Origin of the sequence: Chitinophaga sp. YIM B06452, assembly GCF_039655965.1 — a bacterium.
Taxonomy (GTDB): domain Bacteria; phylum Bacteroidota; class Bacteroidia; order Chitinophagales; family Chitinophagaceae; genus Chitinophaga.
In genome coordinates this window covers 683,526-710,513 of sequence record NZ_JAWLKY010000002.1, presented here as the reverse complement: position 1 = coordinate 710,513, position 26,988 = coordinate 683,526, and the positions used below count along the sequence as shown (strand labels likewise).

The window sequence follows — 26,988 nt, the reverse complement described above, 5'->3', positions numbered from 1 at the left end:
AATAGCGGCGAATTTATGGCTTTAATACGAACGATACAAATTGACCCCGCCACGAAGCTGGGAGTGTGGAAAATTGGTGAAGAAGAAGCATTTTTCCGGGCTGTGGTCAACATAGAACCCGAAGTACACCACCCCCACAAGCGCCTCCAGCACTTTGCCGGCCGCTACCTCCTCCGGCAGCTGTTTCCGGACCTTCCCGTGAACGAGATCCGCATCCTCGAAAGCAGAAAACCTTATATTCCCGGAAATCCTTATTATTTTTCCATCTCGCATTGCGGCGATTATGCCGCCGCCATCGCGAGCACCCGGGAACATGTCGGCATCGATATTGAGAACGTGCAACCCAAAATAGGCCGCATAGCGCATAAATTCCTCGCCCCCAGGGAACAGGAATTCATGTCGCCCGCACAAAAGCTCCAGCACCAAACCATCTGCTGGAGCGCCAAAGAAGCGGTCTTCAAATGGTACGGCCTGGGCGGGATCGACTTCAAAGCCAACATGCAGCTGCAATCCTTTCCCTTTCAGAACGCCGGCTTCATCACCTGCGATTTCCTGAAAGGCGACCGGATCGCCTGCCTGGACCTGCAATATATTCTGGACGATAACCTATGCCTGGCCTGGACGGCAGGGGAAAGAAAACAGTAACGCAAACATGAAAGTATTTCTGCTCGGTTTTATGGGAGCCGGTAAATCCTATTGGGGCAAACAACTGGCCATTCACTGGAACCTGCCTTACTTCGACCTGGACGATGTGATCGTGGAAAGGGAAGGAATGCCCGTAGCCGAGATCTTCGCCGAAAAAGGCGAATCTTATTTCCGGGAACTGGAAGGCAAAGTGCTGCGCGAGCTTGCGCTGGACAACGACCGTTTCCTGATCTCCTGCGGCGGCGGCACACCCTGCTTTTCGGATACCATGGACTTCATGAACAACGCCGGCATTACCATCTGGCTGAACCCTTCCGTGCCCGTAATGGTGGAGCGCCTGCAAAGGAAGCAGGCCAAACGGCCGCTGATACAGGACCTTTCCGCCGAAGACCTCACCGCCTTCACGGAAAAGAAATTAATGGAACGGCAGCCTTTTTATGAGCAAAGTCAGGTGATCATCAGCGACGATGAAATATCTTTGGAAACTTTTGATAAATTGATCCCGCATGCATAAAACATTTCTCATATGGGCGGCGCTTTTGGGCGCACTGGCAGTGATCCTTGGCGCATTCGGCGCGCATAAGCTGAAAGAGCTCGTTCCCCCCGAAACCGTCAGCACCTTCCAGACGGGCGTTACCTACCAGTTCTACCATGTGTTCGCCTTGCTGGCAGTAGGCATCCTCTATGCGCACGTGCCCGGGCCGCAGCTGGTATGGGCCGGCCGGCTTTTCCTGGCAGGCATCCTCCTGTTTTCCGGCTCGCTGTACGTGCTCACCCTCCTGAAAGCGACAGACACCGTGGGCCTGCGCGGCATCGGCGCGATCACGCCCATCGGCGGGCTGGCATTTATTGCCGGGTGGATAATGCTGTTGCTGGGGGTGCTTAAAAAATAACCCGCCCTGCACAAACCATATCCCCGGCCGCGCCGGGCGAAATGACCGGCGGTGCGCGCCAAATTACCGGGCTCCGGAAATAATTTCCGCGATTGCCCCGGCAATAGTTAATTTTGATTTCGATTATGGCAGGTAACAAACTGAAATCAGAAAAGAAAGAACCTAAAAAGAAAAAAGAACAGCTACCCAATCCTGATACGCTTAAGCCGGACAAAGAGCCGGAAGTGAAAGTAAAGGAACTGGTAAAGGACGAGCGCACCCACAAAGTACTGGGGGCTTTTTTCCTGCTGCTGTCGCTGTATTGCTTTATTGCTTTCACATCCTACCTGTTCACCTGGGAGGAAGATTTCGATAAAGTGCACCGCTACTCTTCGTCCGTGCTCTTCCGGCATGAAATTGAAGTGGACAACCTGCTGGGCCGCCTCGGGGCATTTACTTCCCACTGGTTCTTCTTCAAAGGCTTCGGCATTGCCTCTTACCTGTTCTGTTATTTCTTTTTCATTATTGGTATCAACTTCATTGTAGGCCGCCGCGTGTTCCGCTTCTGGCGCAATGTGAAATACATCATTTTCGGGCTGCTGTTCATCAGCATGACCTTCGCATTCCTCACCGGCAAATCAGCCTTTCCCTGGGGAGGCGCCATGGGCGATGCGCTCAACCGCTGGACGAGCGGCTTCCTCGGCAAGACCGGCGCAGGCCTGCTGCTGGTGGTAGCCGGCCTCAGCTGGATCATCTGGAAGTTCAACGTCGATTTCAAATGGCCGGAAAAGAAACCCAAACCGGTGAAAGAACCGTTTGCCGGTTTCGGCGAGCCGGATGAAGAGGAAGAAGAACCGGAACCCGTATTCGCGCCTGTGTCAAAAAACAACGCGATGAAAGGGGACGGAAGCCCCATCACTGTTATTCCCCCTGTTGAAGAAGAAGAATTTGAACAGGAACTGCAGCTGATCGAAAAAGAAGAACCCGCTCCCAAAGCCATCACCTTCATTCCGCCTGCACACATACCTGAACCGGAGCCTGAACCAGAACCGGAACTGATGCTTACGGAAGAAGAGGAAGAGCCCGAACCGGAGCCAGAGATCTACACGCCGCCGCCTCCCGCTAAGAAAAGCGCTGCGGTAGAAGAAGTGGCTTTCGAGATCAAACCGGTGTACGAAGACCCGTCTGACGAAGAAGTGGAAGAGATCGTGCCCGTGCGCGAAGCCGTGCCCACAGATCCATACGAGCCTACCCTCGATCTGCGGGATTACAAATACCCCGCGCTGGACCTGCTGGAAAACCATGGCTCCGACAAGATCGTGCAGGACGCGTCTGAACTGGAAAAGAACAAGAACCAGATCATCGACACGCTGAAGAACTACGATATTTCCATCCAGAAGATCAGCGCTACCGTAGGGCCTACCGTGACCCTGTACGAGATCGTACCCGCGGCAGGCGTGCGCATTTCGCGGATCAAGAACCTGGAAGACGATATCGCGCTGAGCCTTTCCGCGCTGGGTATCCGCATCATCGCGCCTATCCCGGGCCGCGGTACTATCGGTATTGAAGTGCCAAATGTGAAAAAGACCATCGTTTCCCTGCGCAACATGCTGGCGTCTGACAAGTTCCAGCACAGCCAGATGGACCTGCCTATCGCCATCGGGAAAAAGATCGACAACGAGAATTTTATCGCGGACCTCGCCAAGATGCCCCACCTGCTGATGGCGGGCGCTACCGGCCAGGGTAAATCAGTAGGCATCAACACCTTGCTGGTATCGCTGCTGTATAAAAAACATCCTTCACAGCTGAAGTTTGTGCTGGTGGACCCGAAGAAGGTGGAGTTGTCGCTGTACAAGCTGATCGAGAAACATTTCCTGGCCAAGCTGCCCGGAGAAGAAGACGCGATCATTACAGACACCAAGAAAGTAGTGCATACCCTCAACGCGCTGTGTATCGAAATGGACCTGCGGTACGACCTGCTGAAAGAAGCCGGCACCCGCAACATCCGCGAGTACAACGGCAAATTCACCCAGCGCAGGCTGAACCCGCAGAAAGGCCACCGCTACCTGCCGTTCATCGTGCTGGTGATAGACGAGTTTGCAGACCTGATCATGACCGCGGGCAAAGAAGTGGAAATGCCTATCGCGAGGCTGGCGCAGCTGGCCCGTGCCGTGGGCATCCACCTCATCATCGCCACCCAGCGCCCGTCTGTGAACATCATCACCGGTACCATCAAGGCCAACTTCCCGGCCCGTATTGCATTCAAAGTATCATCCAAAATAGACTCCCGCACCATTCTCGACATCGGCGGGGCTGAGCAGCTCATTGGCCAGGGAGACATGCTGATCTCCTTCAACGGCGAGCTGGTGCGCCTCCAGTGCGCATTTGTAGACACGCCCGAAGTGGAAAGCGTAGCCGAATTCATCGGCGAGCAGCGCGGCTACCCTGACGCATTCCTGCTGCCGGAATACATCGATGAAAAAGACATGGAAGGCAAGGATTTCAGCCTGGCCGACCGTGACCCGCTCTTCGAAGAAGCCGCCCGCGTGATCGTGCAGAACCAGCAAGGCTCTACTTCGCTGCTGCAAAGGAGGATGAAGCTGGGCTACAACCGGGCAGGCCGCCTGATGGACCAGCTGGAAGCCGCCGGGATCGTAGGTCCCAACATGGGCAGCAAGGCGCGGGACGTGAATGTGAAAACCGAAGCAGACCTCGAGGAAATCCTTAACAGTATGTTATAATTTGCGCCGGCCAGCTTGCATGCTTCCTCTTTTGAAGGAAAAAAACGAATTTTGCATTTCTTTAACATGGCGGTATAAACTTACCGGCATAAGATTTGGTCTAATTCCCTACAACTACAACATTTAAACTTATGATGATGAAGAAAACGGTATTAACGGGTTTGATCATGTGCGGGATGGTATTCGGCGCCAGCGCCCAGGCTTCATCCGCCGGCAAAAACGATCCGAAAGCCAAGGTAGTGCTGGATGGCGTGAGCAAAAGGTTCAAATCCCTCAAATCTGTTATCGCTAATTTCGTGCTGAAGGTGGAAGGCGCCAACAACAGCGTGAGCGACACCAAAAAAGGCTCCGTTTACGTAAAAGGCTCCAAGTATAAAGTGATCATGGACGGGCAGGAGATCATCAGCGACAACAAAACCTCCTGGACCTACGCCAAAGATGTGAACGAAGTGACGATCAGCAATGTGGACCAGAGCAACAACAGCATGACGCCCGCCAAGATCTTCACCAACTTCTACGACAAAGACTTCCTGTACCGCCTGAACGGTGAAACCACCGAAAAGGGCAAGGTGCTTCAGAATATTGAACTGACGCCGACCGACAAATCCAAGAACTTCTTCAAAGTGCTGGTAGACGTGGATAAGAAGAACCAGACCCTGGCCCGGATGAAGGTTTTTGAAAAGAACGGCAACCGCTACACTTACGAGATCACCAATTTTACGCCCAACGGCGCCGTGAAGGATGACCTGTTCACCTTCGACGTGAAGAAATATCCCAACGTGGAAGTGGTGGACCTCCGGTAGGCAAACCTTTTCAGCATAATATTGGAACGGCTCCCGGTTTGGGGGCCGTTTTTCATTTGCAAAAGGCTGTATCCGGCCATTGTCATCTATCCGCCGCAACTAGCAGAACTTTACTTTTTTTTGCTACATTTGCCAAGTTTTATTATAAAAATCAAGCAATATGGCATACGACGTAATCGTAATTGGTAGCGGCCCCGGTGGATACGTGGCGGCTATCCGGGCTTCTCAACTGGGATTTAAAACAGCAATAGTAGAAAAGGAGAGTTTGGGCGGTATCTGTTTGAACTGGGGTTGCATCCCGACCAAAGCATTGTTAAAATCCGCACAGGTAGTTGAATACATCAACCATTCCAAGGATTACGGCGTAACCGTGGAGGGCTCCACCGTCGATTTCCCCGCTGTGATCAAACGCAGCCGTGGCGCGGCAGATAAAATGAGCAAAGGCGTTCAGTTCCTCATGAAGAAGAACAAGATCGATGTGATCATGGGCACTGCCAAACTGAAAGCGAAAGGCGAGATAGAAGTGACTGATAAAGACGGGAAAGTATCCGTTCAGGATGCGAAGCACATCATTCTCGCTACAGGCGCCCGCGCCCGCGAGCTGCCGAACCTGAAGATCGACGGCAAGAACGTGATCGGCTACCGCCAGGCCATGAACCTGCCCACCCAGCCCAAAAGCATGATCGTGGTAGGTTCCGGCGCTATCGGCGTTGAATTTGCCTATTTCTACGCCACCCTGGGCACCAAAGTGACCATCGTTGAATTCATGCCGCGCATCGTGCCGGTGGAAGATGAAGACATCTCCAAAGAACTGGAAAAGATCTACAAGAAAAAAGGTATCGAAATAATGACCAACGCCAGCGTGGAAGCGGTTGAAGGTGCGAAGAACGGCGTAAAGGCAAAAGTGAAGACCGCCACCGGCGAAGTAACCCTGGAAGCTGACGTGGTACTGAGCGCTGTGGGCATCACCGCCAACATCGAAGGGCTCGGTCTTGAAACCCTCGGCGTAAAAACCGACAAAGGTAAAGTACTGGTGGATCCTTACTACGCTACCAACGTTGCGGGCGTTTACGCCATCGGCGATATGGTTCCGGGCCAGGCGCTGGCGCACGTGGCCTCCAAAGAAGCCATCGTTTGCGTGGAAGCCATCGCTTACAGCGAAAAGAAATACAACCACAAACCCCACCCGATCGACTACAACAACGTTCCGGGCTGTACTTACTGCACGCCTGAGATCGCATCAGTGGGTTATACCGAGAAAGCCGCCAAAGAAGCCGGTTACGAAGTGAAAGTGGGCAAGTTCCCCTTCAGCGCTTCCGGCAAGGCAGTAGGCGCAGGCGCTACAGAAGGTTTCGTAAAAGTGATCTTCGACGCCAAATATGGCGAATGGCTGGGCACACACATGATCGGCATGAACGTAACAGAAGCCATCGAGCAGACCGTTACCGCGCGCACGCTGGAGACCACTTACCTGGAAGTGCTCAACTCCATCCACCCGCACCCGACCATGAGCGAATCCGTGAAAGACGCGATCGAAGTGGCTTACGGCGAAGCGATTCACCTGTAAACCAACCGGTTGATAACGATAAGGCAAAGGCCGCACCATCCGGTGCGGCCTTTGTGTTTGTGATAACCGGCGCGCCAACCGCCTTGTTAATCCTCCGGTTATCAGTAAATTGCCGCTTTGATTCACCAAATCCATCTTATGAGGCAAAAATTCGCAGCGCTAACATTGATAGCAGCATTATCCCTGGCCCATCTTCCCGTTTTTGCCACGGAAGGCATGTGGCTGCCGCAGCTTTTAGGCCGGCTGAATGAAAAGGAAATGAAGGGCATGGGCCTGAAGATCACCGCGGCAGATATCTATAACGTCAACAAAGGCAGCCTGAAAGACGCCATCGTCAGCTTCGGCGGTTTCTGCACCGGGGAGATCATTTCCTCTAAAGGCCTGCTGCTTACCAATCACCATTGCGGCTACGACGCCATACAGAAACATTCTTCACTTGAGCATAATTACCTGGACCAGGGCTTCTGGGCCCGCAGCATGCAGGAAGAACTTCCCAACGCAGGGCTTACCGCCACTTTCATCGTACGCATAGAAGATGTGACGAAGCCGGCGCTGGAAGGCGTTTCCGCCACTTTCACCGAAACCGAACGCCAGAGCGCGATAGACAAGAACCTGAATAAGATCAAAGCCGATGCAAAAAAGGAAGCCTGGCAGGAAACCCTCATCAAACCTTTCTTTGACGGCAACCAGTATTTCCTGTTCGTGACCGAAACATACAAAGACGTACGCCTGGTAGGCGCGCCGCCCTCTTCCATCGGGAAGTTCGGCGCCGATACGGATAACTGGGTGTGGCCCCGCCATACGGGCGACTTCTCCATTTTCAGGGTGTACGCCGGGAAAGACAACCGGCCTGCGGAATACTCCAAAGACAATGTTCCCCTTCAACCCAAACACTTCCTGCCCATTTCACTGGACGGCATTGCGGAGAATGATTTCACGATGATATTCGGCTTCCCTGGCCGCACCAATGAATACCTGCCCTCCGAAGCCATGAAGCTCACCGTGGAAGGCCAGGACCCCGCCCGCGTCAGTATGCGCGATGCCGCGCTGAAAGTGATCGACGGGTTTATGCGCAAAGACGAGCAGATAAAAATTCAATATGCCGCCAAACAAGCCTCCACGGCCAATGCCTGGAAAAAATGGATCGGGGAGATGCAGGGCGTGCGCCAGACGAACGGCATCCAGCGCAAGCTGGACTATGAAGCGCGCTTTCAGCAACTGGTAAAGAATAACGCCGAATATCGCGGCACGTACAGCGGCCTGCTGGATTCGCTCAACAATCTTTACAAAACCCAGGCGCCTTACGCCATTGCACGCGATTATTACAGCGAACTGATACGCAGCGTGGAAATGCTGGGCTTTGCCAATAACGCCATCACCCTCCTGCAGGAAACGCGCCTGAAAGGAGAAGAGCAATACGAAACACTCAAACAGGCATATCTCGCCAAAGTAAAACCACAATACCAGAACTACAACAACGATGTGGACCGCGAAGTGGCTACGGCGCTGCTGGATATTTATTTCAAAGAGGTGCCGTCTAACAAGATCGGCGGGGAAGCTTACCAAATCTGGATGGAAACGAATAAAGACGGGAAAACGACAGCAGGCAAAATGTACAGCCAATCCGCTTTCACCTCGTACGATAAACTGGCCGCGTTCCTCGACAGGCCATACAAAAGCGTGGCGGCAGATGTATGGAAAGACCCTGCCACCCGCCTGATGATCGGCCTGCGCAACGGTTACATCGATTTTGTGAACAAACCTTACGACGAGCTGCAGCCGGAGATCAACCGCCTGCAACGCCGTTATATGGCCGCGCAGATGGAAGTGATGAAAGACAAACGTTTCTACCCTGACGCCAACAGCACGCTGCGCATCACCTACGGTAAAGTGAACGGCTACACGCCCCGCGACGCGGTGAAATACGACTTCATCACCACGCTGGACGGTGTGATGGAAAAATATAAACCAGGCGATTACGAGTTTGACGTGCCTGAAAAATTACGGGAACTGCATGCGAAAAAAGATTACGGTCCATACGGCGCAAACGGCAAAATGCCGGTATGCTTCATTGCCAGCAATCACACTACAGGCGGCAATTCCGGCAGTCCCGCGCTGGACGCGTACGGCAACCTCATCGGCCTCAACTTCGACCGTACCTGGGAAGGGACCATGAGCGATATCAACTACGATCCGTCCATCTGCCGCAACATCATGGTAGACATCAGATACGTATTGTTCATCGTAGACAAGTTTGCCGGCGCAAAGAACCTCATTGATGAAATGAAACTGGTGCATCCCAAAAAAGCGAAGATGGCGCCGTTGAAAAAAGCGTCCTGATATTAAAAAAGACCGTCTTGATGGGACGGTCTTTTTTTTATGTTGATGGCATTCTTTATAACACTTTCACTTCATACACGATCGAGCTGCATTTGTCCACATGCCGCCAGGCTTTCCAGTAGGAGCGGAGGCCGTTCCAGCCGCCGGCTGCCAGGCCGCTGCCGCCTTTGCTGTTCTTTTCGCTGAGCAGGCTCACGTAAAAGGCGTCGAACACCATGGGATGCTTTTGCACGATCTTCAGCTCATGACGCTGCAGCAGGATGTCCATAGAGCGGGGAGAGAAGTGGTAGAGGTGGCGCGGCACATCGTAAGCGGCCCATTCGGCGCCGTATATGCGGGCATCGGTGGAGGTGTAGTTGGGCACGGCGATCAGCAGCGCGCCGCCGGGCTTCAGCAGTGTGCGGATCTGCTGCAGGTAACCATGCAGGTCGTGCACATGTTCCAGCACATGCCACATGGTGATGCAATCGTATTGCGCAGGCGCGAGGGAGAAAAGGTCTTCGACGCTACGTGTTTCGAGCTGGTAAAGGTTGCGCGCATTTTCGCGGGCGCCGGCATCGGGCTCCAGGCCGGTAACGTCCCAGCCCAGCTGCTTCATGTGATGCAGGAAGGCGCCGGTACCGCTGCCGATGTCCAGCAGTTTGCCTTGTTTTACGCCTGCGGCGGTTTTCACCCAGTTCTGCTTGGAGCGCATGGTGATCTTTCGCACGCTGTGATACATGCGGTTGATCAGCCCTTCGCGGGTTTCGGAGTGGGAGATATATTCTTCTGAACGGTAGTACCGTCCTATTTCGTTAAGTGTAGGAACGTCTTGCGTGAAGCGGCCTGTGCAGGCAGCGCATTCCCAGATCGCGAAGGTTTCTTTCGATACGGTATAGTCCCTGGCGGTGAGCGCCTGGCCGATCTTTGCCGACCCGCAAACAGGGCATTGCGTATAATGGATGCTACTCATGGTTGTCATAAAGCTGGCTGCAAGATAAACAAATTATATCCCCCTGTATTCTCCCCATACATTCCGGAGGCTATCCGCGATTTCGCCGAGGGTGCAGTAGTTCTCCACGGCCTCCACCACCAGGGGCATGAGATTTTCAGATGTTTTCGCGCGGGCGGCGAGGGCGGCCAGCATGGATGTTACTTTTTCGTTATCACGGCGGCTGCGGAGGCTTTGCAGTTTCTCGGACTGCAGTTTGCGGATGCTGTCGTCTATCCGGAACACTTCGGTATCCGCTTCTTCTTTCACGGTGAATTTATTCACGCCCACAATGATCTTTTCGCCGTTCTCGATCTCCTGCTGGTACTGGTAGGCACTGCGGGCGATTTCATCCTGTATGAATCCCTGTTCTATCGCGCTCACGGAACCTCCCATGGCGTCTATCTTCCCGATCAGTTCCCATGCGCGGGTTTCCACTTCTTTGGTAAGCGCCTCCACGTAATAGGAGCCCGCCAGGGGGTCTACGGTGTCTGCAATACCGCTTTCGTAGCCGATGATCTGCTGGGTGCGCAGCGCAATGCGTGCAGCCGCTTCCGTTGGGAGGGAAATGGCCTCGTCGAAACCATTGGTATGGAGGCTTTGGGTGCCGCCCAGCGTGGCGGCCAGCGTTTGCACGGCCACGCGCACAATGTTGTTCTGCGGCTGCTGCGCGGTGAGCGTGCTGCCGCCGGTCTGGGTGTGGAACCGCAGCATCTGCGCCTTGGGATCGGTGGCGCCCAGCTCTTTGGTGATATGCGCCCACATGTTGCGCGCCGCGCGGAATTTCGCCACTTCTTCAAAAAGGTGGTTATGCGCGTTGAAGAAAAAGCTGAGGCGTTTGGCAAACACGTTGATATCCAGCCCGACGGCCTGCGCTGCCTTCAGATAGGCCTTCCCGTTGGAAAGGGTGAAAGCCAGCTCCTGTACGGCGTTGGCGCCCGCTTCGCGGATGTGGTAGCCGCTGATGGAAATGGTGTTCCATTTGGGCACTTCCCGGCTGCAATAGTCGAAAATATCTGTGATGAGCCGCATGGAAGGCTGAGGGGGATAAATGAAAGTGCCGCGGGCGGCGTACTCTTTGAGAATGTCGTTTTGAATAGTGCCGGAGATCTTATGCAGGTCTGCCCCCTGTTTTTTGGCCAGCGCAATATAAAACGCCAGCAGGATGAATGCAGTGGCGTTGATGGTCATGGAGGTAGATACCTTTTCCAGTTCAATGCCGGCGAAAAGGGTTTCGATATCTTCCAGCGAATCGATGGCTACGCCTACTTTACCTACTTCGCCCTCGGCCATGGCGTGGTCTGAATCGTAGCCGATCTGCGTAGGCAGGTCGAAAGCCACGCTGAGGCCGCTAACGCCCTGGCTCAGCAGGTAATGGTAACGTTTGTTGGATTCTTCCGCGGTGCTGAACCCAGCGTATTGCCGCATGGTCCACAGTTTATCCCGGTACATGGACGCATGTATGCCCCTGGTGAAGGGGAAGCTGCCGGGCAGTTCATCCATCGGCACGGGAGTGGCATACAATGGCTGTATCTCTATTCCCGAATCCGTCCTGATCTTCTTTTCCATATTTACAATGTTACTTTAAAAACGATAAATTGCGGTAAATTTTGTTGCCCGGCTATGATTACGTATTTGTTATTGGCGCTAACGATCGGACTGGCAGCGCTGAGTATATTCCTGATGTACCGGGCTTCCCGGAAACCGCTTGCAGACCTGGTGTTTACCGCCGTGCTTTCCGCTTTCCTGGCTTTGTTCATTTACCTCTACGGCATGTGGGTGTTCCTGAGCATTTACCTGAAGTATGTTTTCGGCGTACTGTTCCTGCTCAGCACTGCCTGGTTCTTCATCCGGCGGAAAACAACCCTCCGGGGGCGGAGCATCTGGGGAAAATTCATTTTTACCATTTTACTGGGCGCTGCCTGCGTTTTATATTTTACGGGCACTACGGGAGTACCCAAGACCGTTGAGCTTGATTTCCCGCTTAAAAAAGGCCGTTATTTCGTTTTACAGGGAGGGAAGGGACTGCCCACCAATATTTTCCACTTCAGCCTGCGCGGCGCCATTTATGCAATGGATATTGTAAAGCTGAACAAATACGGCAACCGGGCCAATACTGTTTTCTCCAGGAAGCTGGAAGACTACGCCATCTTCGGCGATACAGTGTATAGTCCGTGTTCCGGCAAAGTGGTGCGGGCTCATGGCGACAATCCCGATAACATCCCGCCGAACATGACCCGCGGCCCGAAGAACACCAATATGGTGGTGATCGAAGGAGATAACTACACCGTGTTTATGGGCCACCTGAAAATGGGCAGCGTGATGGTGAAAGAAGGGGATATGGTGAAGATCGGGGAGCCGCTGGGCTGCGTGGGCAACTCCGGCTTCAGTTCCGAGCCGCACCTGCATATACAGGTGCATGAAATTGAGAAAGGCAGGCCCTGGTACGCCAGCAGGCCTTTATATATCCGGTTCAACGGGAAAACGTACCTGCTGAACGAAATGATCCGGGAAAAGAACTTATAAAAAAAGAGACCTGCATGGTCTCTTTTTTGTTTATCCTTTACCGTTGCATCAGCTTTCGCGCTTCGGCGTTGATGATCTCTATCGCAATGTCTGAAGGGGATTCCGGCTGCAGCATGAACAGTTCCAGTATCTGTTTGTTCAGTTCTATGGAAGGCGCGTCCGGCGGGAGCTTCAGCGCTATCTGGTTGATGATGGAAATGGTCTGTTCTTTCACGGTCTTCACCGCTTCCCAGGCCTGCGCGGTTACGTATATCTGCTGCGAAACGTTGTGATCGTATTCCGATTTGATGTTCGATACCATGCCTATCTGCATGTCCAGCACGGTAAAACCCGGCTGGTTCACACGGCCGATCAGGTTCTGCGGGGCAATGCGCTCCACGAACAGCACGATCCTTTCATATGCCTGCAGCTGCAGGGGCAGCACCACGTCGCCATGACCTTCTGCTTTTCCTGAAGCGGCTCTCAGCGCCTTTTCCCTTTCTTCTTTTTCTTTCTTCTCGCCTTTTTTCAAGGTGTCTTTCAGGGTCCAGATAACGAGCACTACCGCGCCTGCAATAATTACGATAAACAACAGTTCCTGACTGGATGGCATAAATGAATGTGTTTTAGAATTACAAATATAATATTAATTTATTATTTGTAACTGGAAACATCAGATTAAATAAAAAAAGCGTTCCGCTTTATGACGGAACGCCGGAATTGGAAAATTATTGAATGGTTAGCACTCGGGCAGGCTGAGCGGGATATTCACGGCCAGTCCGCCGTCCGAGGTTTCTTTGTATTTGGAATTCATGTCCTGCGCGGTTTCCCACATGGTTTTCACCACGGCGTCCAGCGAAACCTTTGCCAGCTCTGGATTGCTTTGGAGGGCCAGTTGCGATGCGGTAATGGCCTTGATGGCGCCCATGGTGTTCCTTTCAATGCAGGGCACCTGCACGAGGCCGCCGATGGGGTCGCAGGTGAGGCCGAGGTGGTGCTCCATGGCTATTTCCGCGGCCATCAGCACCTGGCGTTGGCTGCCGCCCATGCATTCCGTGAGTGCTGCGGCGGCCATGGCAGACGATACGCCTATTTCAGCCTGGCAGCCGCCCATAGCAGCCGAAATGGTTGCGCGTTTTTTGAAGATGCTGCCCACTTCGGAAGCGGTGAGCATGAACTGGATGATCTTTTCTGTATGCAGGCCATCGCAGAAAGTGATGAAATATTGCAGCACGGCGGGTATCACGCCTGCTGCGCCATTGGTGGGCGCGGTCACCACGCGGCCGAAAGAAGCATTCTCTTCGTTGACGGCCAGCGCGAAGCAGCTCACCCAGTCCAGCGTGTAGGAGAAATGTTCCCCGCCTGCGCGGATGGCTTCCACCCAGCTGTTATAATTGGTGTATGTTCTTCCTTTCAGCAGTTTAGTATTGAGCGCCGCAGCCCTGCGCCCCACTTTCAGCCCGCCGGGCAGTTCGCCGGTCGTATGGCAGCCACGGTAGATGCAGTCGCGCATCACTTCCCATATCTGCAAGATGCCGGCTTTGGTTTCCGCTTCACTGCGCCAGGCCAGTTCGTTTTCCAGCACCAGTTCTGAAATGGAAAAGCCTGTTTTAATGCACCATTGCAGCAGCTGCCGCGCGGTATCGATCGGGAAAGGCAGGTCCACATTGTTTTTGCCGCCGCCCGCAGTTTCTCCTTCCTTCACCACAAAGCCCCCGCCAATGGAATACCAGGTGGATGCCAGCTGTTCACCGTCTTGCAATGTAATAAGGAAAGTAAGCGCGTTGGGGTGGAAGGGAAGCGATTCCTCGTAAAGGAATTCCACATCTGTCAGCGGATCAAAAGTGATCTCGTATTGCCCCTGCAGGCGCAGCTTTTGTTCGCGGCGGATCTTTTCGATCTTCGCGTCTATGTCATTCACATCGCAGGTAACGGGATCTTCGCCTGCAAGACCGAGCTGAACAGCTATGTCTGTTCCATGCCCATGCCCGGTTTTGGCGAGGGAACCATAGAGCAGTACGCTGAGACGCTGTACGGCAGGGAGTTTGCCGGCTTCGGCCAATTCATCGATGAAACGCATGGCGGCGCGCCAGGGGCCTAATGTATGGGAGCTGCTGGGACCTACGCCTATCTTGAAAATATCAAATACGGAGATGCACTCGTGTGGCACTGTAAACAGGTTTAATCTCCAAAGTTAAGGGATTTGGGATCACTTCTGTTCCGGTGAAAAAAAATACGCGCTACCGCAAGCAGTAACGCGCATTTATATGACAGATAGAGAAAGACTTATTGATCCCACCATACCTTGCCGTAGAGGCCGTCTCCGGCTCCGCCGAACTGGCGGCTCACCGCATCTGCGTAATTGGCGGCGTTGTTGAACACCTCGTCCGGCGGGTAGCCCTGGCGGTTAGGCACGTCTTTACCCTGCGGTTTGCTGAAGGCGGGGAAGCCGGTCCTTCTCCATTCCGCCCAGGCTTCGTAACCGTGCATGAACAGGTGCACCCAGCGCTGGTTGCCGATCTGCTCGTGGGCGGTGGCAGCATTATAGGCCATGCCGGGAGCGGCCATCATGGCGCCATAGCCGGTGGTGTCGTTTTTATTCCATTGGCGGACGGAATGTTCGATGGCCTGTTTGTAGAAATTCTCGGCGGCAGCATCGCCCCCGGCTATCCACCCGCGTTTGGCGGCTTCGGCCTGTGCAAAGAGGGCCTGGGCATAGGTTACGAGGTAAACGGAGGCGTCCTGTTTGCGGATCTCTGCGCCCAGCAGGCTGAATGCCGTGGTGCTGAGACCGTCCAGCGCGCCGAATTCAAGGCCCTCATATTGCCCGTCCACGTTCGGGTCGCCATAAACGGGCAGGCGGGGATCGCCAACGGGTTTCATTTTGCCGACGAGCAGTTTGCTGAGCGCCCACCATTTACGGTTCTGGTCGGTAACCTGGTCGTACCAGTAACTTTCATTGGCGGCTTCAGGCAGGTGGCGGAACACGAGGTTGCCGGCATTGCTGGTCATCACCCCTGCGGTGAGCGCTTTGTTGAACTCGTCGCGGGCTTTGGTGGCATTGGCCTGGGAGAGGCGCAGCGCCATCAGCAGCCGGATCGTGTTGCCAAGCTTTTTCCAGTGGGTCATGTCGCCGTTAAAAAGGATGTCGTTGCTGATCTTGCCGGCCACGATGGATTTGTCCGCTTCATTCAGCAGCGCGAACAGGCTGTTGTAAATGGATGCCTGCGTATCGTATACAGGCGTGAATTTCTCGCTGCCTTTGAGCGATTCTGAATAGGGCACATCTCCCCAGCGGTCTGTGATATGCCAGAAATAATACGCCTTCAGGATCTTGGCAACGGCCAGCTGGTTGGCAATGGGGCCTTCTTTGGCGTCCAGCTGTTTGGAATTGATCACGGTCTCAAGGTTCATCAGCGGGCCCTGGTAAATACTGTAAAAGTTTGCTGAAACCTGGTTGTATAATGAAAGGTTAGGATACTGTGTTTCTGAAAGGTATTGCGCATTGTATTCCCCCTGCGGCGATTCGGCCAGCACGGGAAGGAACAGCTCCGCGTTGGCGATCAGCTGCGTGTTGGAAGCCTGGCTGGGCAGGTTGGGGTTCACGTTGATGTCGCCGAATTTGTTGCAAGCCCCAAGGATGAAAGTGATTCCTGCTAAAAGATATATTCTTTTCATGGTGATGTGGCTTTAGAAATTGACGATAAGGTTTACTCCGTAAGAACGTACCGTGTTGGCCTGGCCTGATTCCAGCCAGCTGATGCTCTGGCTTCCGCTGGAAAGCTCCGTAGGGTCGAGGCCTTTGGGTGCTTTCTGCCAGATCATCCACGGGTTACGCGCTATCAGCGCCACATTGATGCTGCTGAATGGAAGTTTGGCCAGCTTTGTTTTGCTGAAAGTATATCCCAGCCTCATTTCCCGCAGCTTGATATAATCGCTTTCGTACAACCACTCTTCGTACACGTGTGTGCCTAACGTCGTGCGGTAATAAGGCCGCGCTTCCACAAACACTGTCACCATTTCTTTGGTGGAGGCTTTCATGCCGGTAATTTTCACACCACCGCCGTCTGCCACAGGATCGCGCACGTTTTTGCCATTTTCGTTGATGGCCGCTGTTTCTTCCGCCATGCCGGTTTTAACGGCCAGCATCCTTGAACGGCTGAAGAACATGCCGCCTACCTGGTAATCGATCATGGCGCTCAGGTCGAAGTTGCCGAAGGTGAAGGAGTTCTGCCATCCGCCGGTGGCGTCTGGCAGCACGGAGCCGAAGTTGTGCGTGGCTTCGGTATAAAGCGGCATGTTGTTCGACCCCAGCAGAATGGCTCCGGTGGCGGAGTCGCGCTGGTAGGCTTTGCCGATGAGGCTGCCGAAGGGCTTGCCTACGTAGGCGTTGAGGTATGCGGTCACGCCGGAGTAGGTGGATGAATAAAGCGGGTAAACGGTCTGCCCGGGCGCCAGTTCTTTCACCATGCTCTTGTTGGCGCTGATGTTGAATATGGTGCTCCAGCTGAAATTCTTGCTGCGTATGGGTGTAGCGGAAAGCGCTATTTCAAATCCTTTGTTCTCGATCAGCCCTGCGTTGATGATGGTGCCGCTGTAGCCGCTGGTGCCGGAAAGGGCAAGCGGAATGATCTGGTTTTTGTTCTTTTGCAGGTAATATGTGAAATCGAGCCCCAGCCTGCTGTCCAGGAACTTCAGGTCTACACCTGCTTCGTAAGAGTGTGCAAAGGAAGGTTTGAGGTTCTGGTTCACCAGGTCGTCCAGCACGAACAGCGAATTCACCGCCGCGCCGGTAGCCGGTCTGTAAATGCCGCCCACGCCGTAGTTCACGGAAGTGGCAAACACGCCCACGTCAGACCCTGCCTGGGCATAGCTAAGCCGCAGCTTGCCATAGCTCAGGGGCTGCCATTTCAGCACGTCGCTGAAAATGAAGCTGGCGGATACGGAAGGATAATAGTAAGAGTTGTTGTTCTCGTTAAGGGTGGAAGTATTGTCGTTGCGCAGCGACGCTTCGAGGAACAACAGGTTCTTATACCCCACGGAAGCCATGCCGTATGCGCTACGGATGGTCTTTTCCAGCTTGTAGGAGTTAAGCACAGGCCGGTCTATGGAAGCGGCAAGGTTGTAGTAGCCGGGGCTGGAGAGCCCGCCCGCCGTGGCTCCTGACACGAAGCTGTATTTGCGGTTAAAGATGTTGCCGCCAAGGTTGAAGTTGAAGGAAAAGTCGTTGACCGTTTTATTGTATTGCGCCAGGAACTCATAGTTCATCTCCTTGTTCTGGTATTTGGCGCTGGTATAGGAAGGCACTCTTCTGCTGCCGAATGCGATCCTCGTTTCGATGTTCTGCGTATACATATCGCCGCGCACAAAGCCGCTCAGCTTGAGGCCGGGCAATACGCTGTACGTCAGGCCAACATCGCCGAAGAAGCGGTCGCGGCCGTCGTTGCTGGTATTTTCGTATGCGTCGAAGTAGGGGTTGTCCCAGTACTGCGGCTCAAAGTCTGTTACTATGCCGTTGCCGCCGGTGGCCGGGGGATTGATGTTCCAGTGCAGGTTGGTGCCGTCCGCGTATTTGTAATTCCTCATCCGCTTCATGTCTATGTTCCGCTGGAACCATTGCACGATGTAGCGCGAACCCCACTCGGAGCCCTGCGATGGTCGCTGGGCGCTGTTGTTGGCGTAGTTGATATTGGTAGACACCTGGATGTTGCTGGTCAGGTCAAGCGAAGCGCTTACGCCGAGGTTGTTCCTTTTCAGCCAGCTGTTGGGCTCTACGCCGCGGATATTGGTATTGTTGTAGCTCAGCCGGAAAGTAGCGTTCTCGCTGCCGCCTGTTACGTTCACGCCGTTGTTGAACGTAGTGCCGGTCTCATAAAAATCTTCGATGTTGCTGGGGTGCGGCACGAAAGGTGTTTCCTTGCCGAAATCAGGATCGAGCGGGTAGAAGCTGAATACCTGGCGCACGGGCGTGCCGTCCATTTTCGGTCCCCAGCTTTCATCCCAGTCTGTCTGCACTACTTTCTGCCCGTTGGCAAGGGTGTTCCAGGTTTGTTTGGAGCCCGCCCCGTAAAGGTTTTGCAGCTTCATGAAGTTGGCGGCCTTTTCGATGGAGAAAGCGCTGTTGAGTTGCACGTTCACTTTTTTGGCGCCGCGTTTTCCTTTTTTGGTAGTGATCATGATCACGCCGTATTGCCCGCGGAGGCCGTACAGCGCGGATGCGGTGGGACCTTTCAGCACGCTGATGTCTTCGATGTCTTCAGGGTTGATATCCTGCGCAAGGTTGCCGTAATCCGCACGGTCGCTTTCCGCGAAGTTGGCGTTGGAGATAGGCGTACCGTCTACCACGATCAGCGGCTGGTCTGAACCGGAAATAGAATTCACGCCGCGAATCTTGATCTTCTGCGTTCCGCCCATGCTGGCGCCTGATGAGCCTACCACCTGTACGCCGGCCACTTTACCTGCCAGTGAGCCCAGCACGTTCTGGTCTTTGGCGTAAGTGAGGTTTTCCCCTTTCACCCCTTGCGTGGCGTAACCGAGCGAACGCTGGCTGCGCGTGATGCCCAGCGCGGTAACCACCACTTCGGAAAGATTGGTGTCGCCGCCTTCGAGGTTGAAGTCTGCGGTTGCGGTCTGGTTATTCACCACGGTCACTTCTGTTATGGTGGCTTTAAAGCCCATGGCGGTAGCCTGGAGTTTGTAGGTGCCGGGTTCCAGGCCGCTGATGGAAAAACGGCCCTGTTCGTCTGCCACAGCGCCTTTGGTGGTGCCTACGATCTGGATGGTGGCGAAAGCCAGCGGCAAGCCGGCTGCGTCGCGCACTACGCCCCTGATACCGCCATCAAAAGGAACGACCGTTCCGCGGGCGGAAAAAGAGCCGTGGACCGGGGGAGCGATCCCCTTTTTGATGACGATATTGGCGTTTACCTGCTCATAACGCAGGTCTGTAGTGCGCAACAGCTCGTCGAGCAGGCGGCTGACGGGGATATCTGTTGCCTGGTAGGTGATGTTGTTGTAACCTGCAACGTCCTGGGTTCTGTAAGTAAAAGAGCAGTCGGCCAGCGATTCGATCTTTTTGAACGCCTGTTTGAGCGAAGCGTTCCGCAGGTCGATGGACACGGTGATCTTGTTAAGATCCTGCCCGCGGCCGGTGGCGGCCATGAGTAAGCCGTTGATTGTGAGCAATATGGCCAGAATGGAAATCCTCATAATACACCTTTTGAATGCCAGCTGCCGGGAGAAGGGGGCCGGCGGCTGTATTTCATTGCATAGCGGGGCAATGAAATTGCTTTTTTCTACATACAAATTCATAGCTTTGGTAAGTTTAATAATTCATGAAAAGGGATTATTCAACGCAAACAGGAGCCGCTGCCAGGTCGCAATTGGAGCGGCTCTCTGCTTTTTGTAACAATCAGCCGGATGCAGGAGTGCACGGGTGGTTCATGATCCTTAGATTTTGGTTAATGTATTGTATAAACCCCTTCTGCCAGCGACAGCCGGGTGTCGGTCAATTTGCATAATACCTGTAACGCCTGCTCCACGCCAATATTCCGCCTGAAGGACGTGCTCACCGTCAGTTCCCGCAGGTTTTCCTGCATGATCGTGATCTTCACGTCGTATACTCTTTCCAGGTCTGCCATGATATCTGCCAGTCTTTCGCCATCGTACTGGAGATTTCCCTGCTTCCAGGGCGCGGCATCTGCCACAAGCAACTTTTTCACGCTTTGGGCCGGCCTTGTAACGTCCACTTTCAGTTGCTGGCCGTTGGTAAGCATGGCGGGCGCGCCTTCGCCGTAGTTCACACTTACTTTTCCCTTGCTTACGCTCACCACCACGCTCTTGCGGCCGGGGTAGGCCCTGATGTTGAAAGCGGTGCCCAGCACGGTGGTGGAAACCTTGCCGGTGTGAATGATAAAAGGTGTTTCAACCGCGTGCCGCACATCAAAGTAGGCTTCGCCGGTGAGGTACACTTCCCTGCTCCTTTTCCCGAAATCTTCGGGGAATTCCAGCGTGCTGGCGGCGTTCAGCCAAACTTCCGAACTGTCTGGCAGCACGATGCGCTTGTATTCGTTGCGGGCAGTGTGCTGCCGGGCCATGTGCGTGGGCTGTACGGACTTTTGCCGGGGCATGAGCCACAGGGCGGCGCCTGCCGCGGCAACAAATATGGCAGCCAATGCCAGCGCCTTGCGGAGAATGGCCCGGTTGCGTTTGAAAGGCACTACCAGCTGGCCGTTCTCATCCACATAAGCGTCTGCGGGCGCGTTGCCGGCCTCGGCTTCATATGCCTGGCGGATCAGCTCGCGCACCGCGCCGTCGTGGGCGCTCTGGCGCAGGAGCGCGAAGAATTCTTCGTACTCCTGCCGGGTGCAGGTATTGTCCCGGTATCTTTTGAACAAATATTGTATCCGTTCTTCCATCGCGGTTGTATTGGTGTATATACCGGGAAGACGAAGCAGCGGGAAAATGTTCCTATCGGGGAAATAAAAAAGTTAGGGAATTTTTTTCAGCGGGAATGGGAGCGAGAGGGAAGCGGATCTTCTTCAAAAAAAGCCGGAATATTTTTCAGCAATACAAAGAAATGAACAGCGAAAGCGGCCCCGCTGTTTTGGCCACGAAGCTGCGGATGGCCTGGAGGGCGGTGGATAGCTGGTTTTTGACCGTATGGCGCGATATTTTGAGCTCTTCTGCTATCTCCTGGTAGTTGAGCCCTTGTTCGCGGTTGAGGCAATAAATGAGCCTCCTTTGAGGCGGCAGGCGGTCTATTGCTTTTTGCAGGATGTGATGATACTCCCTGGCCTCCACCACGGCGGCGGTAGCCTGCGCGTTGGCAGGCATGGCTTCCCAGATGGATTGCCGCAGGCGCTCGTCGGCGGCAGCTTTGCGCAGGAAGTCTATCACCCGGTTCTCCGTAAGCCGGTACAGCCAGGCATCCATGTTGCGGATCTGCCCGAATGACTCCCTTTGTTCCCACAATTTGATAAATACATCCTGGATCACGTCCTGGGCGTATGTTTCAGACTTGGTGAGCTTAAGGGCCAGGGCATGCAGCCTCCCTTCGTGCCGGCGGAATATCTGCATGAACTGCAGTTCCAGCGGATCCTGGCATTGGGTGCGGTATCTCGGTTCATTGTGCATGCAATACGGGGAATAATTAAGCGATCTTGCTTTGATTCTGGTCTTCTTAAATGTAGGACATTTTCCCCGTAATATAAAATGCCTGTTGCAGTGAGCAACAGGCATTTTTATAAAAAATTCAGTCTGAACTAGTAATAGTAGTTATTCAGCTTTACTTCAAAGATCAGCACGGAGTTGGGCGGTATGGTGCCTTTATCCTGGTCGCGGTAACCCAGCACGGAAGGGATGAAATAACGCACGGTGCCGCCTTTGGTGGTTTTCATCGGGCCCACCTTAAAACCTTCGATCAGGCCGGGCTGCCCCAGGCGCATGTCGTTGAAGGTCACCGACCGGGCGGAATCGAAGCGGGTGCCGTTCAGCAGGAAACCTTTGTAGTCTATATTGAAGCGGTCTGTCAGTTTAATGGTATCCCCGCCCTGGCCGTGCACCAGCACTTTAAAATATACGCCGGTGGTATCGCGCACGTAGCCGGTCAGGTTGTTCGCGGCAATGTAGTCCTTGATCGTCTGCTCGTCTTTCGCTGCCTGTTTGTCGTAGTCGTAGGGCGGTGTGTCGTCATCTTTTTTGTTGCAGGCAAAGATCAATACAATTGCCAGGAGGCCCGTAAGGCCGAAAATGTTTCTCTTCATATGTTTTTCCGGTTATTTAATATCGATGAGGCTTACGTCGCAGGCGAGGATGGCTTTGGCGGGAATGGTGCCCGGCACGCCGATGTCCCCGAAAGCAAGCCCGGAAGGAATGTATAAAAGGATGCGGCCCCCTTTGGTGATCTGCTGCAGCCCGATCTGCCAGCCGGCAATATGGTTTTTCAGCTGCCGGTTGTCGAACGAGGTAGGCAAAGGACTCTGTTCCACGATCCTGTTATCGCCCAGGAGGCGGCGGGTGAAGGTTACAACGGGTACCTGGTTGAGATGGATGGTGTCTTTCCCGTTACCCTTGTCCAGCACCTTATACACGAGGCCGCTGGGATGGAATACTGCGCCGGAATCCTGGTTGGTGATCTCCAGGTAGCGCCTGATCAGGTCCGTATCCCTTATCGCCGCATCATAGGCGGATTCAAGGCTGGGCGTGTCCTTTGAGCAGGAAGCCAGGAGCGTGAGCTGTACCGCCAGTATGCATACAATCAGAAATCGCCGGTATAACATGCCTGAATTTAAATTTTTTCAAAAATACACCCGTTAAACGGGCGGTAAGGGGAGAAAGTTACAAATAAAAAAATCCCGCCCGTGGATTACCAGGGCGGGACTTGGAAAATTTATTCCCGGGAGGATTAATAATCCATACCCATACCGTGGCCGCCCGGCATTGCAGGGGCTGCGGATTTAGGCTCGGGTTTGTCTGCGATCACGCATTCGGTGGTGAGCAGCATACCAGCGATGGATGCGGCGTTCTCCAGGGCAATGCGGGATACTTTGGTTGGGTCGATCACACCGGCTGAGAGCAGGTTTTCGTATACTTCGGTGCGGGCGTTAAAACCGTAATCGGCTTTACCTTCCTTCACTTTCTGTACCACGATGGAACCTTCGATGCCGGAGTTTTCGGTGATCTGGCGCAGCGGCTCTTCGATAGCGCGTTTTACGATCGCGATACCGGTTTGCTCGTCTTCGTTGTCACCTTTCAGCTTATCCAGGGATTCGATGGCGCGGATGAATGCCACACCGCCGCCTGCTACGATGCCTTCTTCAACGGCAGCGCGGGTAGCGTGCAGGGCGTCGTCCACACGGTCTTTCTTTTCTTTCATTTCCACTTCAGTGGCAGCACCAACGTACAGTACAGCTACACCGCCGCTCAGTTTGGCGAGGCGTTCCTGCAGTTTCTCACGGTCATAATCGGAAGTGGTTACTTCGATCTGCGACTTGATCTGGTTGATACGGCCCTGGATGGCTTCTTTATCACCTTTACCGCCAACAACGGTAGTATTGTCTTTGTCGATGGTTACGGATTCAGCGCGGCCCAGGTAAGTGAGGTCGGCGTTTTCCAGTTTGTAACCCTGCTCTTCGGAGATCACCACGCCTGCAGTGAGGGTAGCGATGTCCTGCAGCATTTCCTTCCTCCTGTCGCCGAAGCCGGGAGCTTTAACTGCCGCAACTTTCAGGGTGCCGCGCAGTTTGTTCACCACCAGGGTAGCCAGTGCTTCACCTTCCAGGTCTTCAGAGATGATCACCAGGGGAGCGCCTTGCTGGGCTACTTTTTCCAGGATGTGCAGGATGTCCTTCATGGTGCTGATCTTTTTGTCGTAGATCAGGATGTAAGGGTTCTGCAGCTCAGCCTGCATTTTTTCGCTGTTGGTAATAAAGTAAGGGGAGAGGTAACCGCGGTCGAACTGCATACCTTCTACTACTTCTACGGTAGTTTCGGTGCCTTTCGCTTCCTCAACGGTGATAACGCCGTCTTTGGTCACTTTCTGCATGGCTTCAGCGATCAGTTTGCCGATCTCTGCGTCGTTGTTGGCAGAGATAGCAGCTACCTGCTCGATCTTTTTATTGTCGTTGCCTACTTTTTCGGACTGGCTTTTCAGGTTTTCAACTACTGCTTTAACAGCTTTGTCGATACCGCGCTTCAGGTCCATCGGGTTAGCGCCGGCAGCAACGTTCTTCAGGCCTTCGCCGATGATGGCCTGAGCCAGTACGGTGGCGGTGGTGGTGCCGTCGCCCGCGATGTCGGCGGTTTTGGAGGCTACTTCTTTCACCATCTGGGCGCCCATGTTCTCGATGGGGTCTTCCAGTTCAATTTCTTTTGCTACGGTCACACCGTCTTTAGTTACACCGGGAGCGCCGAATTTCTTTTCGATCACTACGTTGCGGCCTTTGGGGCCCAGGGTCACTTTCACAGCGTTAGCCAGGGTGTCAACGCCTTTCTTCATTTTGTTGCGGGCGTCTGTATTGAAAAATATCTGCTTTGCCATAGTTGTACTATTTTCTTTGGTCGTGGTTTAGAAATGATAACGGGGGAGGGTGGCTTAGATAACCGCCAGGATGTCTGATTCGCGCATGATCAGGTAATCATCGCCTTCCAGGCTGATCTCGGTACCGGAGTATTTACCATACAGCACGGTATCGCCCACTTTCACGCTAACGGGTTCATCTTTTTTACCGGGGCCGGCTGCTACTACCGTACCACGCTGCGGTTTTTCTTTAGCGGTGTCGGGGATGATGATGCCGCCTGCGGTTTTTTCTTCAGCTGCTGCGGGTTTTACGATCACCCTGTCTGCCAGAGGTTTAATACTTAAATTTTTAGCCATTGTGATTCTATTTTAAAAAGATGAAATGAGTTTTTAGACGGTTTTTCCCTTAACGAAGATTATGCCAACCGGCCTGTTTGACCGCCGGGCGGAAGCCAACGAGCCAAATTTGCAGGAAGCAAAGATAAGCAAATAGGAATGGGACTGTCAAGAAATGCCATTTTTTCATTTTTTACCTGCCAGGCCCCTTTCCAGTGGCAGTTTGCGCCTGCCGGGAGGCCCGGCCCCGGGAAGTATTTTTTAAAAAGTCCCTGTAAAACAGTAGATTTGCGGCCATTTTCCTAAGCGTACAATGATCAGTAGAAGAAACATCCGGGTAAAAGTAATGCAAACGCTGTATGCCATGGATACCATGGAGCAGGAAACGGTGAAACCGGGCACTGCTACAAGTTTGCTCAATGAGAAGCTGGACCAGACCTGCCAGATATTCACATACATCCTCTACACACTGGCCCGCGTGGCCCAGTATGCGGAAACCGACGCGCAGGCCAGGGCCAATAAGCACCTGCCCAGCGAACAGGACCTTTCCGTGAATACCAAGGTGGCGGGCAACGATTTTGTTTTCCAGGTGCTGGGAGACAAAGGGTTCCAGGTGAATCTCGAAACCTGGAAGCTCCGCCGGCTGGAAGACCTGGACCTTACCCGCAAACTCTACAACCAGCTGACGGAAACGGAAGTATATAAGACCTATATCGCGGAACCCGCCAGGGATAAGGCTTCCGAGAAGCATATCATCGAATATATCTATAAACACATACTGGAAAAGAACGAGCTGTTCCGCCAGCATATGGAAGACAGCTTCCTGCATTGGGGCGATGATGAGGATATGATGGGCATCCTGGTGGGCAATTACCTTTCCAAGCCGCAGCTGTTCAACTTCCTGCAGCTGATCAGCCGCGAAAAGCTGGAATACGCGCGGGACCTGCTGGCCACCGTGGTCAACAAAAAGGATTATTGCATGGAGCTGATCAAACCGAAGCTCCAGAACTGGGACCCGGAGCGGATCGCGGCGGTAGACATGTTGCTGATGGAAATGGGCGTCTGCGAATTCCTGTATTTCCCCACCATTCCCACGAAAGTGACCATCAATGAGTATATAGACCTGGCCAAAGCCTACAGCACGCCGCAAAGCGGGCAGTTCGTGAACGGTATCCTGGACAATATCCTCAAAGACCTGGTGCAGGCAAACCTGGTGGAGAAAACGGACCGTAATAAGAAATAATAAATATTCACACGGATGCGACCGATCTTATACCTGTTTTTCGTTGCGGCGCTGGCCCTTGCGGCCTGCGGCGGCCAGTCCGGCAAACAGCCCGCCACGGCCACAGATGCCATGGATACCACGAAAGGCACCTGGCCGGTGATGACTTTTGAAAAGGAAAGCCATAACTTTGGTGACGTAACGGAAGGCGAGGTGGTGGAATATTCCTTTAAATTCACCAACACCGGCAACCGGGACCTGTTGATCACCAAGGCGGAAGCCAGCTGCGGCTGCACCGTGCCGGAATGGCCCAAAGAACCGCTGAAACCGGGGCAGAGCGGGTATATGAAAGTGAAGTTCGACAGCAACGGCCGCCCGGAAGGATATACCGAAAAAGAACTGTATATCCAGGCCAATACCAATCCTCCCATGTTCAGCGGCCCGAAGATCCAATGCGTGATCGTGGCAAAGAAATAGTAACTTTACCAGCTTCAAATCAATAAACAACATACGATGTACAACTTATTAAACGTATTTCTGATGACGCCCCCGGCCGGCGGCGCGCAAGGCGGCGGAATGGGCAGCATGGGCACCCTGCTGTTCTTTGGCGGTATGATCCTCGTGATGTGGCTCTTCATGATCCGCCCGCAGACCAAAAAAGCAAAAGCACAAAAACAATTCATCGATAACCTGAGAGAAGGTGATAAGATCGTTACCATTGCCGGCATTCACGGTAAAGTGAAAAAGATCAATGACAACAACACCCTCCAGATCGAGGTGAGCCCCGGTACTTTCTTCACCGTAGAGCGTTCTGCCGTGAGCATGGAGTACACAACGGCCGTAAATAAAGCCGCTGAGACCAAATAAGACCGGTTCGGCCAAAAATAATGGAAGAGAGAAGGAAATTTCCTTCTCTCTTTTTTTTCGTCATTGCGAGGAGCCGCGCGGGCCTGCGGGGAGGGCGACGAAGC

At 53.6% G+C, this 26,988-nt stretch carries 23 protein-coding genes; 11 read left to right on the top strand and 12 right to left on the bottom strand.

Annotated features, from left to right (window positions below; all coding sequences use genetic code 11):
• Nucleotides 1-15 precede the first annotated feature (15 nt).
• The 7 genes from R3I13_RS12665 (at nt 16) to R3I13_RS12635 (ending at nt 8,968) form a co-directional block, all read left to right on the top strand.
• Nucleotides 16-645 (top strand): 4'-phosphopantetheinyl transferase superfamily protein, encoded by a 630-nt coding sequence (locus R3I13_RS12665; RefSeq protein ID WP_346318325.1) that lies wholly within the window; start codon nt 16-18, stop codon nt 643-645.
• A gap of 7 nt (nt 646-652) precedes the next feature.
• The gene (locus tag R3I13_RS12660; protein WP_346318324.1) at nt 653-1,159 is read left to right on the top strand and encodes a shikimate kinase; all 507 of its coding nucleotides are present in this window, start codon (nt 653-655) and stop codon (nt 1,157-1,159) included.
• On the top strand, nt 1,152-1,538 hold the full coding sequence (locus R3I13_RS12655) for a DUF423 domain-containing protein (protein ID WP_346318323.1): 387 nt from the start codon (nt 1,152-1,154) through the stop codon (nt 1,536-1,538). The genes R3I13_RS12660 and R3I13_RS12655 overlap by 8 nt, the downstream gene beginning before the upstream one ends.
• A 125-nt stretch (nt 1,539-1,663) precedes the next feature.
• On the top strand, nt 1,664-4,258 hold the full coding sequence (locus tag R3I13_RS12650; protein WP_346318322.1) for a DNA translocase FtsK 4TM domain-containing protein: 2,595 nt from the start codon (nt 1,664-1,666) through the stop codon (nt 4,256-4,258).
• Between the two features lie 131 nt (nt 4,259-4,389).
• On the top strand, nt 4,390-5,061 hold the full coding sequence (locus R3I13_RS12645) for an outer membrane lipoprotein carrier protein LolA (protein WP_346318321.1): 672 nt from the start codon (nt 4,390-4,392) through the stop codon (nt 5,059-5,061).
• Between the two features lie 160 nt (nt 5,062-5,221).
• On the top strand, nt 5,222-6,628 hold the full coding sequence (gene lpdA / locus R3I13_RS12640; protein WP_346318320.1) for a dihydrolipoyl dehydrogenase: 1,407 nt from the start codon (nt 5,222-5,224) through the stop codon (nt 6,626-6,628).
• 138 nt (nt 6,629-6,766) lie between these two features.
• Nucleotides 6,767-8,968 (top strand): S46 family peptidase, encoded by a 2,202-nt coding sequence (locus R3I13_RS12635; RefSeq protein ID WP_346318319.1) that lies wholly within the window; start codon nt 6,767-6,769, stop codon nt 8,966-8,968.
• 55 nt (nt 8,969-9,023) lie between these two features.
• On the opposite strand, the gene R3I13_RS12630 is transcribed toward R3I13_RS12635, so the two are convergent.
• Together R3I13_RS12630 and R3I13_RS12625 are read right to left on the bottom strand one after the other, a co-directional pair.
• Nucleotides 9,024-9,929, bottom strand: a complete 906-nt coding sequence (locus R3I13_RS12630; protein ID WP_346318318.1) for a class I SAM-dependent methyltransferase — start codon at nt 9,927-9,929, stop codon at nt 9,024-9,026.
• A gap of 24 nt (nt 9,930-9,953) precedes the next feature.
• A complete protein-coding gene (locus tag R3I13_RS12625) occupies nt 9,954-11,507 on the bottom strand; it encodes a methylmalonyl-CoA mutase family protein (RefSeq protein WP_346318317.1) in 1,554 nt (517 codons plus the stop codon).
• 54 nt (nt 11,508-11,561) lie between these two features.
• Here R3I13_RS12625 and R3I13_RS12620 point away from each other — a divergent pair, with 54 nt between their 5' ends.
• Entirely contained in the window at nt 11,562-12,464 is a 903-nt protein-coding gene (locus tag R3I13_RS12620) for a peptidoglycan DD-metalloendopeptidase family protein (protein WP_346318316.1), read from the top strand.
• A 37-nt stretch (nt 12,465-12,501) separates the two neighbouring features.
• Here R3I13_RS12620 and R3I13_RS12615 read toward each other — a convergent pair whose 3' ends face one another.
• From R3I13_RS12615 to R3I13_RS12570, 10 genes are all read right to left on the bottom strand, one after another.
• A complete protein-coding gene (locus tag R3I13_RS12615; protein WP_346318315.1) occupies nt 12,502-13,056 on the bottom strand; it encodes a hypothetical protein in 555 nt (184 codons plus the stop codon).
• 126 nt (nt 13,057-13,182) lie between these two features.
• The gene (locus tag R3I13_RS12610) at nt 13,183-14,613 is read right to left on the bottom strand and encodes an L-serine ammonia-lyase (RefSeq protein WP_346318314.1); all 1,431 of its coding nucleotides are present in this window, start codon (nt 14,611-14,613) and stop codon (nt 13,183-13,185) included.
• Nucleotides 14,614-14,729: 116 nt separating this feature from the next.
• Nucleotides 14,730-16,121, bottom strand: coding sequence for a SusD/RagB family nutrient-binding outer membrane lipoprotein (locus tag R3I13_RS12605; RefSeq protein WP_346318313.1), 1,392 nt, complete (start codon nt 16,119-16,121; stop codon nt 14,730-14,732).
• A gap of 12 nt (nt 16,122-16,133) precedes the next feature.
• On the bottom strand, nt 16,134-19,649 hold the full coding sequence (locus tag R3I13_RS12600; protein WP_346318312.1) for a SusC/RagA family TonB-linked outer membrane protein: 3,516 nt from the start codon (nt 19,647-19,649) through the stop codon (nt 16,134-16,136).
• A gap of 251 nt (nt 19,650-19,900) precedes the next feature.
• Nucleotides 19,901-20,857: a FecR domain-containing protein gene (locus R3I13_RS12595; protein ID WP_346318311.1), complete on the bottom strand. Its 957-nt coding sequence runs from the start codon at nt 20,855-20,857 to the stop codon at nt 19,901-19,903.
• A 145-nt stretch (nt 20,858-21,002) separates the two neighbouring features.
• Nucleotides 21,003-21,575 carry an RNA polymerase sigma-70 factor gene (locus tag R3I13_RS12590; RefSeq protein WP_346318310.1) on the bottom strand — a complete coding sequence of 191 codons (573 nt, stop codon included), beginning with the start codon at nt 21,573-21,575 and terminating at the stop codon, nt 21,003-21,005.
• A 128-nt stretch (nt 21,576-21,703) separates the two neighbouring features.
• Nucleotides 21,704-22,204 (bottom strand): FKBP-type peptidyl-prolyl cis-trans isomerase, encoded by a 501-nt coding sequence (locus R3I13_RS12585; protein ID WP_346318309.1) that lies wholly within the window; start codon nt 22,202-22,204, stop codon nt 21,704-21,706.
• 12 nt (nt 22,205-22,216) lie between these two features.
• The gene (locus R3I13_RS12580) at nt 22,217-22,720 is read right to left on the bottom strand and encodes an FKBP-type peptidyl-prolyl cis-trans isomerase (RefSeq protein ID WP_346318308.1); all 504 of its coding nucleotides are present in this window, start codon (nt 22,718-22,720) and stop codon (nt 22,217-22,219) included.
• 125 nt (nt 22,721-22,845) lie between these two features.
• The gene (groL, locus tag R3I13_RS12575) at nt 22,846-24,480 is read right to left on the bottom strand and encodes a chaperonin GroEL (protein WP_346318307.1); all 1,635 of its coding nucleotides are present in this window, start codon (nt 24,478-24,480) and stop codon (nt 22,846-22,848) included.
• A 54-nt stretch (nt 24,481-24,534) separates the two neighbouring features.
• Nucleotides 24,535-24,816: a co-chaperone GroES gene (locus tag R3I13_RS12570; RefSeq protein WP_120516114.1), complete on the bottom strand. Its 282-nt coding sequence runs from the start codon at nt 24,814-24,816 to the stop codon at nt 24,535-24,537.
• 292 nt (nt 24,817-25,108) lie between these two features.
• Between R3I13_RS12570 and nusB the strand changes: the two genes are divergently transcribed.
• Genes nusB through yajC form a run of 3 tightly spaced genes read left to right on the top strand, consistent with a single transcriptional unit; the run spans nt 25,109 to nt 26,884 of the window.
• Nucleotides 25,109-26,038 (top strand): transcription antitermination factor NusB, encoded by a 930-nt coding sequence (gene nusB / locus R3I13_RS12565; RefSeq protein WP_346318306.1) that lies wholly within the window; start codon nt 25,109-25,111, stop codon nt 26,036-26,038.
• A gap of 15 nt (nt 26,039-26,053) precedes the next feature.
• Nucleotides 26,054-26,494: a DUF1573 domain-containing protein gene (locus R3I13_RS12560; RefSeq protein ID WP_346318305.1), complete on the top strand. Its 441-nt coding sequence runs from the start codon at nt 26,054-26,056 to the stop codon at nt 26,492-26,494.
• Between the two features lie 36 nt (nt 26,495-26,530).
• Nucleotides 26,531-26,884, top strand: a complete 354-nt coding sequence (gene yajC / locus R3I13_RS12555) for a preprotein translocase subunit YajC (RefSeq protein WP_346318304.1) — start codon at nt 26,531-26,533, stop codon at nt 26,882-26,884.
• Nucleotides 26,885-26,988 lie beyond the last annotated feature (104 nt).

Excerpts from the sequence above, each read along its gene's own strand:
- R3I13_RS12665 (WP_346318325.1), top strand. The coding sequence starts at position 16 with ATGGCTTTAATACGAACGATACAAATTGACCCCGCCACGAAGCTGGGA.
- R3I13_RS12660 (WP_346318324.1), top strand. The coding sequence starts at position 653 with ATGAAAGTATTTCTGCTCGGTTTTATGGGAGCCGGTAAATCCTATTGG.
- R3I13_RS12655 (WP_346318323.1), top strand. The coding sequence starts at position 1,152 with ATGCATAAAACATTTCTCATATGGGCGGCGCTTTTGGGCGCACTGGCA.
- R3I13_RS12650 (WP_346318322.1), top strand. The coding sequence starts at position 1,664 with ATGGCAGGTAACAAACTGAAATCAGAAAAGAAAGAACCTAAAAAGAAA.
- R3I13_RS12645 (WP_346318321.1), top strand. The coding sequence starts at position 4,390 with ATGATGATGAAGAAAACGGTATTAACGGGTTTGATCATGTGCGGGATG.
- lpdA (WP_346318320.1), top strand. The coding sequence starts at position 5,222 with ATGGCATACGACGTAATCGTAATTGGTAGCGGCCCCGGTGGATACGTG.
- R3I13_RS12635 (WP_346318319.1), top strand. The coding sequence starts at position 6,767 with ATGAGGCAAAAATTCGCAGCGCTAACATTGATAGCAGCATTATCCCTG.
- R3I13_RS12630 (WP_346318318.1), bottom strand. The coding sequence starts at position 9,929 with ATGACAACCATGAGTAGCATCCATTATACGCAATGCCCTGTTTGCGGG.
- R3I13_RS12625 (WP_346318317.1), bottom strand. The coding sequence starts at position 11,507 with ATGGAAAAGAAGATCAGGACGGATTCGGGAATAGAGATACAGCCATTG.
- R3I13_RS12620 (WP_346318316.1), top strand. The coding sequence starts at position 11,562 with ATGATTACGTATTTGTTATTGGCGCTAACGATCGGACTGGCAGCGCTG.
- R3I13_RS12615 (WP_346318315.1), bottom strand. The coding sequence starts at position 13,056 with ATGCCATCCAGTCAGGAACTGTTGTTTATCGTAATTATTGCAGGCGCG.
- R3I13_RS12605 (WP_346318313.1), bottom strand. The coding sequence starts at position 16,121 with ATGAAAAGAATATATCTTTTAGCAGGAATCACTTTCATCCTTGGGGCT.
- R3I13_RS12600 (WP_346318312.1), bottom strand. The coding sequence starts at position 19,649 with ATGAGGATTTCCATTCTGGCCATATTGCTCACAATCAACGGCTTACTC.
- R3I13_RS12595 (WP_346318311.1), bottom strand. The coding sequence starts at position 20,857 with ATGGAAGAACGGATACAATATTTGTTCAAAAGATACCGGGACAATACC.
- R3I13_RS12590 (WP_346318310.1), bottom strand. The coding sequence starts at position 21,575 with ATGCACAATGAACCGAGATACCGCACCCAATGCCAGGATCCGCTGGAA.
- R3I13_RS12585 (WP_346318309.1), bottom strand. The coding sequence starts at position 22,204 with ATGAAGAGAAACATTTTCGGCCTTACGGGCCTCCTGGCAATTGTATTG.
- R3I13_RS12580 (WP_346318308.1), bottom strand. The coding sequence starts at position 22,720 with ATGTTATACCGGCGATTTCTGATTGTATGCATACTGGCGGTACAGCTC.
- groL (WP_346318307.1), bottom strand. The coding sequence starts at position 24,480 with ATGGCAAAGCAGATATTTTTCAATACAGACGCCCGCAACAAAATGAAG.
- R3I13_RS12570 (WP_120516114.1), bottom strand. The coding sequence starts at position 24,816 with ATGGCTAAAAATTTAAGTATTAAACCTCTGGCAGACAGGGTGATCGTA.
- nusB (WP_346318306.1), top strand. The coding sequence starts at position 25,109 with ATGATCAGTAGAAGAAACATCCGGGTAAAAGTAATGCAAACGCTGTAT.
- R3I13_RS12560 (WP_346318305.1), top strand. The coding sequence starts at position 26,054 with ATGCGACCGATCTTATACCTGTTTTTCGTTGCGGCGCTGGCCCTTGCG.
- yajC (WP_346318304.1), top strand. The coding sequence starts at position 26,531 with ATGTACAACTTATTAAACGTATTTCTGATGACGCCCCCGGCCGGCGGC.